Source organism: Paenibacillus melissococcoides (genome assembly GCA_944800085.1).
GTDB classification, from domain to species: Bacteria; Bacillota; Bacilli; order Paenibacillales; family Paenibacillaceae; genus Paenibacillus_B; species Paenibacillus_B melissococcoides.
This window is the reverse complement of record CALYLO010000006.1, coordinates 406124-419490: the sequence shown is the minus strand read 5'-3', so window position 1 is coordinate 419490 and position 13367 is coordinate 406124. Positions and strand designations below refer to the sequence as shown.

Sequence of the window (13367 nt, the reverse complement as noted above, 5' to 3'; positions counted from 1 at the left end):
TCGAAGTCAGCGCCGACTCTCGATTGGCGGCCAGCGGATCGGCCGGGAAGCCTCGGGAGGCCGCGGCGTCACTTATAAGTGAACCGCGTCTTCGTATGAACGGTCTCCCGCCGTTCCTTGCCGTTGTCATTGTAGCCGGCCGTTAACCATCCTTCCAGGATGACAGGCAAGGAATGGCGCCGTTCCACCCAGACGACGTAACGTCCGGCGATGCTGGCGTCCTTCAGCTTTTGATCCAGGTCGGCCCGGCTGCGGTCCACGATCGATTTCAGCTCCGCATCCAATTTATTCCGTTCCTGTTCGCTCAGCGAACGGCGTATTTTCTGGTACGGCTCCGAGGGGATAATGATCCGTTTATAATCCTCCTCCAACTGGTTGATATAGATTCGCTTCGCTTCCTCGTTGGACAATGTGACTTGCAGCGGAACCAGGTCTCTCCCTTCTTGCTCCGCCTTGTTCTCCTGACCGGTTGTTCCCTTCGCCCCGACACGCGCGTCCGCTTCAGGCAGGAAGGAGACCTGCTTATTCCCCATTCGCAGCAATTGATCCATCTGCGCTACCGGATTCCAGCGTTTGGCGGTCGTCCTCTGATCCATATCGGCGCTCAGCTTCATATGGACGCCCTTGTACTGCTTCATCTCTCCTTCATACCGGAATTGCTTGGTCAGCAGCATGTCCTCGCCGACGCAGATCTCGGCCAAGCCTTCGAACCGCACTTGATCCTGGCCCCCGACTCCGCTCAGGGCACGGTTCAGCATATCATCGGGATTGGCGGTTACTCCGCACCCATGCAGCAGGATGACGAATCCGCCACACACTGCGGACAGCAAGGCGCATCTTCGCCCCCGGCCTATCTTCCCGCCCATAACGAATCCTCCCCTTCTTTTGTCGCCACAAAATTTGCAAATGCCCCTAAAAAAAAGGGGGCGATTTACCGAAATAGAAAGAGATGGGCATTGATCGCCCATCTCTTCTATCGTCTCACGCTTGAATTGGGATTATTCATCAGGAGCACCGTATGCTAGGTGCTGATGCGGATCTGATTCCGGCCGCTGTCTTTCGCTTCATAGAGCGCCATATCGGCACGATAGAACAGCGATTCGACACTGACCACATCGTCCTGCCAGCTCCAGTCGGCGATGCCGCAGGAGACGGTGACCTGCGGTTCGGTCTCGTTGGCCACCCGGGTCCGAATCCGTTCCGCAATCCGGATCGTCTGGCTGATGCTGAGCTGCGGAAAATAGACCGCCAGCTCCTCGCCGCCCCAACGGGCCGCGATATCGGATTCGCGAATCGAACTCCGAATAATTTGACTGACCTGATTCAATATTTTATCGCCCACCTGGTGGCCGTAACGGTCATTGATTTGCTTGAAGTAATCGATGTCCACGACGATAAGCGAACCGCAGAAATCGTTCTTCTGCTGGCGATGAATCTGCTTGTCCAAGTAATGGCGCGCATACAACCCGGTCAACTGATCTTTGTTGGCGAGATGCTTGACCCTGCTATGGAGCGCCGCATTGGCGATCGCCAATCCGATGTGGGTCGCCAGCATCTGCAGCAGCTTGAAATTGTCGTACGTGAAGAATTGCTTGCGCCGATCGGCAAGAACGACGATGCCTACCATCTCCCCGCTGCCGAACAAAGGCGCGGCGATGACGGAATGATAATTCAGCTTCTCGAAAAACTGCATGGACGCGGGCACGTCCACCTCAATATCGGATACGATGACCGGCTCCTTCTCCACATACATATGACCGAACAATCCTTCCTCGAAGGACAGATACGCATCATCGAATTCGTCCATGTTGCAGGACACCACTTCATAGCACTGCCGTTCCTCGTTCAATTGAAGCAACATGCAAAAGTCCGCCCGGAACACGCGCAGCAGCTCGTGGGTCGCGTCATGGAACACATCCCGCAGCCGCAAGCTCTGATTGATGCGCTTCGTCAAGTCATTGATGAATCGCAGCTCCTGTATGACTTCATTGGCCTGTTCATGAAGACGGGCATTCTCGAAGGCCGTGCCGGCCGTCTCCACAATAAGCTGAATCAGCTGCACATCGGAAGGATCCGGCGCCATTCCGGGAAAGCTGACCTTAATCACGCCATAGGCTCCCTGCTTGCCGCACAGCGCAAACCCTACTTCCGTATCGCTGTCCGCTCCGTCACGTTCATAACATACTTCTCCCTTCATGAAGGCTTGACGCACGACGCCGTCGCTTCCCGGCTGGAACAGCAAAGGCTTCACCTTCGGATTCGAGCTGGTGTGATCCTGCGACAAAAAGACCTCGATCCGCGCTTCCGGAACCAGCTGTTCGACACTGGACATAATCTGGGACAATACGGCATCGACATTGATGCGGTCATGCATATGCCGGATAGCCCCATGCAGCACGTCGCGGCGCTTCAGCTCCCGTTCCGCCGTTCTCAGCGATCGCGCCAGCTCGTCCACAAAGACCAGCTCGAATTGCCGGTAAAAAAGCGTTCGAAGTCCATAAACCCATGCATCCATGCCTGCGGAAAACGATTCATCCGGCTCCTCGTCCAATCGGCAAACGATCGCCGCGAAGCTCTCCTCGCGCTTGTTCAGCAGCGGGCAGGCGGCATAGAAGAAGCCGAATCCCGCCTGAACGGCCAGCTTGCGTTCCTGGAGCGCGGCTGCGGCTGCGCCTGTGCTTGCAGCTTCGCCGGCTAATTCGGAGTCGCCGGCCATCCACTCGCCCCCATAGTCGAATAACGCCATCCGGCCTCGCAGGACACAGGCGCGGGCAGGCAGATCATCCGTCCATTCCTTGTAGGCGGCTTGCAGGAGCGGCTGCAAATAAGGGAAGTCGTGAACGTTCACATCCCGCTGCAGCACCCAGCTGTCCCGCGATAGAGGCTGCGGATCCCAGGTTCCGTCCGGAACTGGACCGTTCGTCCCGGCAACCTTCTTGTCCGATTCGATTGGCTGGTGATGGACTAGACGTTCCGTCATGCTCTTCTCCTTCTATATAAAGGGTGGTCTCCTACTATCATACAATATTTCTCTACTAAAATGTACTACTTCCACACACTCTTCAAAAGTTTTTTGGGTCATAAGAACTATGTCGAAAGATCTACCGTTTTGTAAGCCGCAACTTGTCGAATCGTTGCCGCTTTTCTATGATAAGCAAGAAATATTGAAAAGCACGAGATTCGCCGCAGACCGTCTTGACATTCGGCCCAATGATCTTATAGAATTGTTAGATGTATAAGGGGAGAACTGTTGTGTCACCCTCACGTATTTCCATCGCCGGACGGGCAGCGGCTGGAACCCCGGGCCGGAGCTGATCCATATATCAGCATGAGGATGGGAATCGGCGCAAAGCGACCCATTATCTAACATTTCGTTTGAGAAGGAGTCAACTTTCATATGGCACGTTACACAGGTCCTAAGTTCAAATTGAGCCGCCGTCTCGGCATCTCTCTGAGCGGCACAGGCAAAGAATTGAAAAACCGCGCTTATCCTCCAGGACAACATGGTCCGGGAATGCGCAAAAAATTGAGCGGCTACGCTGTTCAATTGCAAGAGAAGCAAAAGCTTCGCCACATGTACGGCTTGGGCGAGAAGCAATTCCGCACCTTGTTCGACCGCGCAACGAAAATGCAAGGCATCGCCGGCGAGAACTTCATGTTCCTGCTGGAGAGCCGTCTGGACAACCTGGTATACCGCCTCGGGTTCTCGAATTCCCGCGCAGGCGCGCGCCAATTGGTTGCTCACGGCCACGTTACGGTGAATGGCAAGAAAGTCGATATCCCATCCTACATTGTTACTCCAGGCGACGTTATCGGTCTTCGCGAGAGAAGCCGCGGCCTGAAAGTAATCAAAGAAGCGATGGAAGGCCGTCATCACCTTCCGAACTACTTGGAATTCAACGAAGCTGCTCTTGAAGGCAAGTACATCCGCCTGCCAGAGCGCGGAGAATTGTCCCAAGAGATCGACGAGAAGCAAATCGTCGAGTTCTACAGCCGTTAAGATTCTCATCTTGAGGCAGCGAATCGCCGTTCCGAATGGACGGCGATTTTTTGTTGTCTTTTTTTCGCTGCGTACAGAACAGAGACCGCATCGAAACTGTTCAATAAGCTGCAAAGCGGCAGCATTATCGGAAGCGTATTTGTGCCGAAACGGAGTTCCTGCAAAACTGCAGCAATTTCAACTATATCACTCAAAAAATAGAAGAAAATAGGCAAAAAAAGATGTAGATTTACAGTAATTTTTTCTAAAATGAGCCCAAAAGGGAGAAATTACTGTATAAACGCACTAGCGTTGCATCGAGCGGTTAGTTCATAATCTAATTTCAATTAACATCAATATATGATATATATTTACATTTGCGATGTCCGCGCTAAGTCTAAAAAAGTCGAGCTGGAAACAGACCCTACGCGTTATCCATTATATGTAAAAATCGTTTTCGTTTGTCATTACGTCACAATCAGTCTCGGTTTCATCGACTTTGTTGCCTTTTTCGGACGTATCCCATTTCGCTTTGGTCGACCTCTAGATGTTCGAGTCGGCTTGCGGTTGAGTGCAGCGATCAAATTTTCCCATGGTTTTTCCGCATAGATGCGAATCAACTGGAGGAGGTCCCATGTCGACTTTTTACAGTCCAGTGTTAATTTAATCAGCAAACAGAGAGCATACGCGATTAAAGCAATATACATTTGGTTCCAAATCGCTTCGGCCGTATAACCGTGGGGTTTTACCAATCGAATATGCTGCTTGACCCATTTAAAAAACAACTCAATATGCCAGCGATTTCGATAAATCTCGGCAATTTGATGTGCGGATAAGTCAAATCGATTCGTTACAATTCGATAGGTACGCCCTTGGTCATCCTTAAACTCAATCAAACGCAGAACCGCTGGCAGCTCCGGCATCGTCACATCAGCATCAAGGATAAACCCATTCTGCCTTTTGGGGAGGTCTCTTTTTCTGATGATCGTTAACCGGCTCTTTTGCTTGACGCGGCAAACAAATTTAATCTTATCCTCTACCCATTTCTGAAAATGGTCGTATACCTGGTATCCTCGGTCCATCACGTAGGTCGCATCTTTATCCACTGTAAATTCCAACACGACTTCATGATCGGCTACATCTTTGGTTGAAGCGACGATCTTGTCTGGATACATCGTTTTGGAGTCCGCAACGACCAAGGAGGTGTGCATCTTCACGCCATGGCTACTTTTGGAACAATAGGACCATTTCGCGAGAATGGGAGGTAGTGTAATTCCCGATGAATCGATTAGCTTGAGTTTCCCAATACCAGGCGTAATGCCGCGTTTCCCTTTTGTAAGTTGCTTGATTCGATCAATGAGCGAGAAAAAGAGCGTCTGAAGATACTCCATAGGCAGCCGTTTCAGCTTCCGCGATAGTTGAGAAGCGCTTATGCTCTTGAGACCCAGAAGATCTTGAAATTCAGGATTAGCCGCTACATGCTCTGACATGACTTTGTATGAGTCTCGTTGCTGAAGCTGTGCCTCTACAAATAAGAGTGTCGAAGAGCCGACAAACAGCTTTTGGGCCCGGTAATCCAATGACTCGTGTCGAGTAGAATGGACATGTAACCATTTTAGGCATTGACAAATGACGTTATGATTCGGTACGTTATCCATAAGAAATCTCCTTTGTTGAGGCGTTTTATGGATAACGTTAGGGTAACTCAACAATAGGAGATTTCTTTATTTTTGTCCATGAATATAGTTCAATAAGTTACAAATATAGAGACTTATGGGATAGAAATTTTCGTAAAAAGATTGATGCAACGCTAGTGGTATAAACGCAGGATTGCGCCTAGCCCATAGAAAAAGGAAGCCGCATTCATCCCCAATCGCCGGCTCGGCATTCGGATCATCGATTTTGATTTCATGCTCCAGAATTGGAATTCAAGGTTCCGCATCGGCCGGTTCGCACCACCCGCCGGCTCTCTGGCTTATACGATGCCGGACATCTGCTGATTCTGTCTTCGCTTTATCATATTCGTGTTTTTGCAAGATAAATTAATTTATAACACAACCGGTCCCGTTCGCCCAATCATTTGCTTCGCCTTCCTCTTATTACCTACGTTCATTTTGTAAGCAGCTAAGGAAAGTAACATCTACCAAATCGACTTTTGTGGTATAATGGAAAGCGCTGCAATATAAGGAGGAAAAAATGCATGGTAGATGAGAAACTGACGGAAAAGGACGACAAGCCGAGGCCGAAAAAGTCGGTTGGACGTCGAATCTGGACCGTCACGAAGTGGCTCATGCTGCTCGGTATTCTATGTTGCTTATTCGTAGGCGGTGCTGGCATCGGCTACGTCACTTCCCTTGTGAAGGATGAACCGATTCGTTCGCGGGAATACATCGAGCAGAAGATTCAGGAAAATGCATTCACAGGTTTTGTATATTTTAATGACGGCTCTCCTATCGGCCAGCTTCGCACCGATGAAGACAGGCGGCCGGTTACGATGGACGAGATTCCGCAGACCGTTATCGACGCGCTTATCGCAACGGAAGACAACCGTTTTTTCGAGCATATGGGCATTGATATCCGGGGGCTGTCCCGGGCTGTAATGCAAAAAGTGCTGAATAAGCCGGTGCAGACAGGCGGGAGCACCCTGACCCAGCAGTTGGCGAGACAAGTGTTTTTGACCTTGGATCGTACCGACAGCCGGAAAGCCAAAGAGATCTTTCTCTCTCTGCGCATCGAGCGCATGCTGTCGAAGGAAGAAATATTGACCGCCTACTTGAACAAGGTTTCGTTCGGCAACGGCTCGAGTGGTTATAATCTGTACGGCATCAAGGCAGCGGCCAAAGGAATCTTCAATATCGACAAGCTTGATAAGCTGAATATTGCCCAATCGGCGTATTTGGCCGGTCTTCCCCAGCTCCCTTCCGCCTACTCCGCGTTCACGGGCAAAGGAGAAATCAATGAGGAAGGCATCGAGAGAGCCATCAAGCGCCAGAAGCTGGTTCTGAAACGCATGCTCGAGGAGCATAAAATTACGCAGCAGCAATATGACGAAGCATTGGCATTTGACATCCGGGGCTCCATCGCCAAGCCAAATGCGAAGGCATATGCGATCTATCCATACCTGATGCTGGAAGCCGAACGGGCTGCCGCCGAAGTGCTTGTTCTTCAGAAGTACCCGGAATTCACGCGGGCCGATCTGCGCAAGCGCGAGAATGCGGAATTGCTGCAGAATGCCCGGGAGCAGCTGCTCCACGGCGGATACAAGGTCTACACCACGATCGACAAGAAGATTTACAAGGCCATGAAAAATGTAGCCAATGACGCGAGCAACTTCTCTCCGTACAGCGAGACGAAGGGCTTGGAGCAAGTCGCCGGTATGATGATTAATCATCATACCGGGGCGATCCTCGGCATGATTGAAGGCCGCGATTTCTATGAGGAGCAGATGAACTTCGCCACGCAAATGCTGCGCCAGCCGGGCTCGACAATGAAGCCGTTGGCCGCTTATTTGCCAGCTCTGGATCAAGGCTTGATTCAGCCGGCCTCCATCCTGGACGACGCGCCGATGGTGTTGAAGGACGGCTCCAAGGGTTACCATATTCCCGGCAACGCGAATATGAGATACCAGGGGCTCGTAACCGCCAGAAAGGCGCTCAATGAATCGCTTAACTTGCCGGCGCTCAAGATCTACATAGAGAAGCTGGGCGTCAAGCAGGCGCTTGACTTCGTCCAGAAGCTCGGAATCACGACGATTCAGCCGGAGGATTATTACGCCCAGACCGGGGTCATCGGCGGCCTGCGCTATGGCGTTACCGTTGAGGAGATTACCAATGCATTCGGTGTTATCGCCAACGGCGGGAAGTATAACGATCCGTACATGATATCCAAGATCGTGGATTCGAACGGCAAAATCATATATCAGCACAAAGTCGATCCGAAGCCGGTCGTGTCCGAACAAAGCGCGTATCTGATGACGGATATGCTCAAAACCGTCATTACCGATCCGCGCGGTACCGGACGCCGGGTGCAGTCCGAGTTCGATCTGTTCGGCCAAGTGGAAGTGGCCGCCAAGACGGGTTCGACCCAGAACTACGCCGACACCTGGTTCATCGGCTATACCCCGGACGTGACGATGGGCGTATGGGTCGGGTATGACCAGCAGATTCACGTATTGAATCGGGACGCCTATTCCCGCTCAACCCAGATCTGGTCCAAAGTCATGAACGAAGTGAACAAGCTGAAGCCAGAATTGTTCGAGACGAAGAAATTCAGCCAGCCTGACGGCATCGTGCGGATGACCGTCTCCGGATTAAGCGGGAAGCTTCCGAACGAGCTGACGAAGCAGGCCGGCCGTTACGTAACGGATATCTTCAATCGCAAATTCGTGCCGACAGAGACCGAGGATGCGCTGCAAAAGATGAAGTATATTACGTATGACGGTGTTAATTATATCCCGCAGGATACGACGCCTGACGATATGACCCGCGAAAAAGTGGTCATGAAGCGCGAGAAGCCGATCCAAGAGCTGATCGAGGAGCTGAAGCAAGCGCTGAACCATCTGTCTTCCAGCAGCCAGCGGCGCTCGCTGTCCTCCTATTTGCCGGAGGACGCCAACACCGACGCGCCTGCGAAGGTCGATCCGCGCAAGGATGACGGCAAGCCGCCGGCTCCGCCGTCCGGCGTAAGCCTGGAGGAATTGGGCGACACGACGCTGCGCGTTTCGTTCTCGCGGAACGGTGAAGCGGATGTCGTCGGTTATCGTCTGTACCGTTCCTTGGATGGCGGTCCATTCAAGCGCGAAGCAGGAACGGTGCTGACGGGAGAGGAGACTCAATTCAAGACGTATTTCTCCAACTCGCATCAGTACGCTTACTATGTAACGGCTGTCGATGTGGCCGGCAATGAATCGGCCCCATCTCAGACCGTGACGCTGGGAGGGGCTAACGTGGAGCCTGATCCGGATGGTTCCGGCACTGGCGGTCCGGATGGGGAGAACCCCGGCTCAACGGGAGACGGCAGCGCGGGCGAGGACGGACAGGATCAAGGAACAGAGACGGATGCTCCGAATGAGGCGGACAGTCCGCCGAGCACGCCGGGCAATCCGCAAGCTTCCTTGACGGATATGGGCTTGAAGCTGACCTGGAGCGCCTCGTCCAACAATCCGAGCGAGTATGTGATCTACTACAGCTCCGACGGCGGTTCGTATGAACGCATCGGCACGACGCCGACGGCACAATTCGAGCTGATCACGATCTCGCCGGCAGGCTGGTACCGGGTCACGGCCGTGAACAGCGCCGGAGAATCGAGCCCGACTTCCGCCGTTCAAGTCAAAAATCCATAACGGATCGCGCGAACCCTTGCACGATGCGAATGAACAACAGCGATGGCATCCTGAGCCATCGCTGTTGTCTTCTATGATCCGGCAGCATAAGAGGAGGCCCTGAGGCCTCCTCTTCGCTATGCGGCATCAGTCTTCAATTGTCGACAAATCGCCTGTCGGCAGATTCAGCTCCCATGCCTTCAAGACACGGCGCATAATTTTCCCTGAACGCGTCTTCGGCAGCTTATCCTTGAATTCAATCTCGCGCGGCGCGGCGTGCGCGGACAAGTTCTCCTTCACGTATCTGGAAATATCGGCCTTCAACTCATCCGACGGGCTGTAGCCTTCTCGCAGAGAGATGAACGCCTTAATGATCTCGGCGCGGACCGGATCCGGCTTGCCGATGACGCCGGCTTCCGCGACAGCCGGATGCTCGACCAGCTTACTCTCGACCTCGAACGGCCCGACCCGCTCGCCGGACGTATTGATGACGTCGTCGATCCGCCCCTGGAACCAGAAATAACCATCCTCGTCCCGATAGGCCGAGTCGCCTGAAATATACCATCCGTCAACGCGGAAATACTCCTGGAACTTGGCCGGGTTGTTCCATACTTGGCGCATCATCGAAGGCCAAGGCGTGCGGATGGCCAGATTCCCCATCCGGTATGGCGGCAGCTCGTTCCCCTGATCATCGATAATCGAAGCCTCTACGCCCGGCACCGGACGTCCCATCGATCCCGGCTTCAGCGGCATCGCCGGATAATTGCAGATCAGCTGCCCGCCCGTCTCCGTCATCCACCACGTATCATGAATGCGCTGACCGTAGACCTTCATGCCCCAGCGAACGACTTCCGGATTTAGCGGCTCGCCGACGGACAAGACGTGCCGGAGGCTGGACAGGTCGTAGTGGGCAATGACATCGTTCCCCGCGCTCATCAGCATGCGGAACGCGGTCGGCGCGCTGTACCATACCGTCACTTTATATTTCTGAATCGTGCTGTACCAATCCTGCGGGCTGAACCGCCCCCCGCGGATCACATTCGTTGCGCCGTGCAGCCACGGCGCAAATATGCCGTACGATGTACCGGTAACCCAGCCTGGATCGGCCGTGCACCAATAGATGTCATCTTCCTTCAAATCCAGCACGACATTGCCTGTATGATAATGTTGGATCATTGCATTTTGAACATGGTAGACGCCCTTCGGCTTCCCGGTCGATCCGGATGTATAGTGGATAATGAGACCGTCTTCGCGGCCCAGCCATTCCATCTCCGCTTCCTCGGACGCTTCCGCCATCTCGGCGTGGAAATCGATATAGCCTTCCTGCGTATTCACGTCTTCGCCGACGAGAATGACATGCTTCAGCTTCGGAAGCTCGGCGCGCGGTACCCGGTGGGCCAGCGCCGGCGTCGTCACGATCGCGACAGCCTCGCTGTCCTGCAAGCGATCTTTGACGGCTGTCTCCATGAACGCTTCGAACAGCGGCCCCACGACCGCGCCCGCCTTCAGGATGCCGAACACGCTCACATAGAGCTCCGGCGTCCGCGGCATAAAAATAAAGACCCGCTCACCCTTCTGAATGCCGAGCGAGCGAAGCACATTGGCGAATTGGTTGGACTTGCGCTTCAGGTCCGCGAACGTGTATGACTCGTCACGCTGCGCGTCGCTATAGAGCAGAGCCAGCTTATCTCCGCGGCCTTGATCGACATGCCGGTCAATCGCCTCGTAAGCCATATTGACCCGGCCCGTCTCCGCCCAGGAGAAGTTCTGCTCGACGCTCTCCCAATTGAAGTTGGCAACCGCCTCTTCGTAATTTTTCAAGTTCGGGTTGGATGCTGATGGGGTAATGATTTCTCCTTGCACGTTACTCATTGTCGCTTCATCCTCCTGTTTCCTAACTTCATGAATGTTCATGATTGGTTGCTTGGTCATGCCGGCATTTGCCTCATTCGCAAATAAAACCGCTTTCAGGAGCTTGCAAAAAATTTTGACTTTGATGTGAATCGTGCTGTCAAGGGGAGATTTCATGAATTATTTCAAGCTTGATTTATTATAGCATATGTTTTTCTTTTAGCCTATTCTTTTCCTTTTCAAAACGGCCTTTTTTTGCTATAACCAAGGGAAGAGACGAAAGGAGCTGCTGGGTGTGGAGCATCGAAAATGTTATCACGCGCAAATCATCCCTTACGAAGATCGCGTCATCGTCGTGGAAGGGCCCGTCAAGCCGGAGCTGCTAAGCACATGGGACATGCACCCGAACCTGAATGCGTTCCGAAGGCCGAAGGAACAGCAGGAAGCGCTAATCGAGATCGCCGGGCTGCCGGAAGGACGAATTATTGTGTCCCGGGACGGCCAGACCATCGTCGGATACGTCACCTTTCACTATCCGGACGAACTGGAGCGCTGGTCGGAGGGCGGCATGGAGGATCTCATCGAGCTGGGCGCCATCGAGGTCGCCAACGAGTATCGTTCGCTGGGGCTCGGCAAAAAAATGATTACGACCGCGTTTGAAGACGATCAGATGGAGAGCTATATCGTATTTACGACAGAATATTACTGGCATTGGGATTTGGAAGGCACCCGGCTCAATGTGTGGGATTATCGGAAAATGATGGAGCGGCTGATGGAATCGGTCGACATGGTATGGTATGCGACGGACGATCCGGAGATCTGCTCGCATCCCGCCAACTGCCTGATGGTCCGCATCGGCAAGGACGTTCCGCTCGCCTCGCGGCAGCAATTCGATCGCGTGCGCTTCCGCCAGCGGTTCATGTACTGAACCAGCTTATCAATACGGCAAAAGGGAGGGATGGTGCTCGAATGGCCGACACAGCCCTATATTTCATGCATGACGATGCGCTGCGGTACCGGTTCAACGCCGATCACCCGTTCGATCAGCGCCGCCTCGTCATGACCAACGATTTATTGACGCGCATCGGCGCCCTCTCCGACGATAACATCGTTCGGCCTGCCACGTCGATGGCGGATTGGGAGGCGTGGATCCGGTACATACACAGGGAGGACTACATCGAAGCCGTGAAGCGGTTAAGCGAACCCGCTCCCGCGGAGGAATGGGTCGCCCGCTCGGATCAGTACGGCCTCCATACGGAAGACACCCCCTACTTCGCGGGCATGCACCACGCGGCCAGCGCGATCGTAGGGGGCTCGGTCGCAGCCTGCGAAGCCGTCATGAGCGGCCGCTCTCTCCACGCGCTGCATCTGGGCGGCGGGCTGCACCACGCCTTCGGCGAGAAAGGGGCCGGCTTCTGCGTATATAACGATGCCTCTGTCGCCATTTCCTGGCTGCGGAGGCACTATAATGCCCGCATTCTCTATATCGATACCGACGTCCATCACGGCGATGGCGTCCAGTGGAGCTTCTATACCGACCCGAATGTGTTCACCTATTCCATTCACGAGACGGGCAAATTCCTGTTCCCGGGAACCGGCTTCGTGAATGAGCGCGGCTCCGGGGAAGGATTCGGCTCTTGCGTGAACGTGCCTTTGGAACCGTATACAGAGGATGAATCGTGGCTGCGCTGCTTCGAGGAGACGATCGGCCAGGTCGCGCGAAGCTTCCGCCCGGACATCGTCATCAGCCAGCACGGCTGCGACGCGCATGCGTTCGATCCGCTGTCTCACATGCATTGCAGCATGCGTATCTATGCGGAGATGCCGAAAATGATCCACCGGCTCGCGCACGCGAGCTGCGAAGGAAGATGGGTGGCTCTCGGCGGGGGCGGCTATGACATCTGGAGAGTCGTGCCGCGCGCCTGGAGCATGCTGTGGCTGGAGATGAGCGAGCATCCGATGAAGGACGAGCTGGCGCGGCAGCCGCTGACCGGACTGCCAGAGGCCTGGATTGCGCGATGGTCTGGGGAGGCCCCGGTGCCGCTGCCGTCCACCTGGCTCGATGACGTGGCGCGGTGGGCTCCGATGCCCCGGCGTTCCATTATCGAAGCGAAGAACGCGCAGGTAAAGGAGGTGGCGCTGGAATATGTAAGATGAAGCAGCGGCAGGAATCCGGACGGGGGCGCGCCGCCTTCCCGCCCGGAACCTCGCCGCGGA

The 13367-nt window shown here is 54.0% G+C and carries 8 protein-coding genes; 4 read left to right on the top strand and 4 right to left on the bottom strand.

Features of this window, described 5'->3' with window-relative positions:
* Nucleotides 1-68 precede the first annotated feature (68 nt).
* Together OCY70_RS22300 and OCY70_RS22295 are read right to left on the bottom strand one after the other, a co-directional pair.
* On the bottom strand, nucleotides 69-866 hold the full coding sequence (locus OCY70_RS22300; RefSeq protein WP_213427075.1) for a hypothetical protein: 798 nt from the start codon (nucleotides 864-866) through the stop codon (nucleotides 69-71).
* Between the two features lie 155 nt (nucleotides 867-1021).
* On the bottom strand, nucleotides 1022-2980 hold the full coding sequence (locus OCY70_RS22295; protein WP_213427076.1) for a sensor domain-containing diguanylate cyclase: 1959 nt from the start codon (nucleotides 2978-2980) through the stop codon (nucleotides 1022-1024).
* A gap of 417 nt (nucleotides 2981-3397) precedes the next feature.
* Between OCY70_RS22295 and rpsD the strand changes: the two genes are divergently transcribed.
* Complete coding sequence (gene rpsD, locus OCY70_RS22290; RefSeq protein WP_168182818.1) at nucleotides 3398-4000, top strand: 30S ribosomal protein S4; 603 nt, start codon at nucleotides 3398-3400, stop codon at nucleotides 3998-4000.
* 446 nt (nucleotides 4001-4446) lie between these two features.
* Here rpsD and OCY70_RS22285 read toward each other — a convergent pair whose 3' ends face one another.
* A complete protein-coding gene (locus OCY70_RS22285) occupies nucleotides 4447-5637 on the bottom strand; it encodes an IS4 family transposase (protein WP_261944817.1) in 1191 nt (396 codons plus the stop codon).
* Nucleotides 5638-6179: 542 nt separating this feature from the next.
* Here OCY70_RS22285 and OCY70_RS22280 point away from each other — a divergent pair.
* On the top strand, nucleotides 6180-9320 hold the full coding sequence (locus tag OCY70_RS22280) for a penicillin-binding protein 1A (RefSeq protein WP_213430809.1): 3141 nt from the start codon (nucleotides 6180-6182) through the stop codon (nucleotides 9318-9320).
* Nucleotides 9321-9446: 126 nt separating this feature from the next.
* On the opposite strand, the gene acsA is transcribed toward OCY70_RS22280, so the two are convergent.
* Nucleotides 9447-11171, bottom strand: coding sequence for an acetate--CoA ligase (gene acsA / locus OCY70_RS22275; RefSeq protein ID WP_213430808.1), 1725 nt, complete (start codon nucleotides 11169-11171; stop codon nucleotides 9447-9449).
* 274 nt (nucleotides 11172-11445) lie between these two features.
* Between acsA and OCY70_RS22270 the strand changes: the two genes are divergently transcribed.
* Together OCY70_RS22270 and OCY70_RS22265 are read left to right on the top strand one after the other, a co-directional pair.
* The gene (locus OCY70_RS22270) at nucleotides 11446-12078 is read left to right on the top strand and encodes a GNAT family N-acetyltransferase (protein ID WP_213430807.1); all 633 of its coding nucleotides are present in this window, start codon (nucleotides 11446-11448) and stop codon (nucleotides 12076-12078) included.
* A 41-nt stretch (nucleotides 12079-12119) separates the two neighbouring features.
* The gene (locus OCY70_RS22265; protein ID WP_213430806.1) at nucleotides 12120-13307 is read left to right on the top strand and encodes an acetoin utilization protein AcuC; all 1188 of its coding nucleotides are present in this window, start codon (nucleotides 12120-12122) and stop codon (nucleotides 13305-13307) included.
* Nucleotides 13308-13367 lie beyond the last annotated feature (60 nt).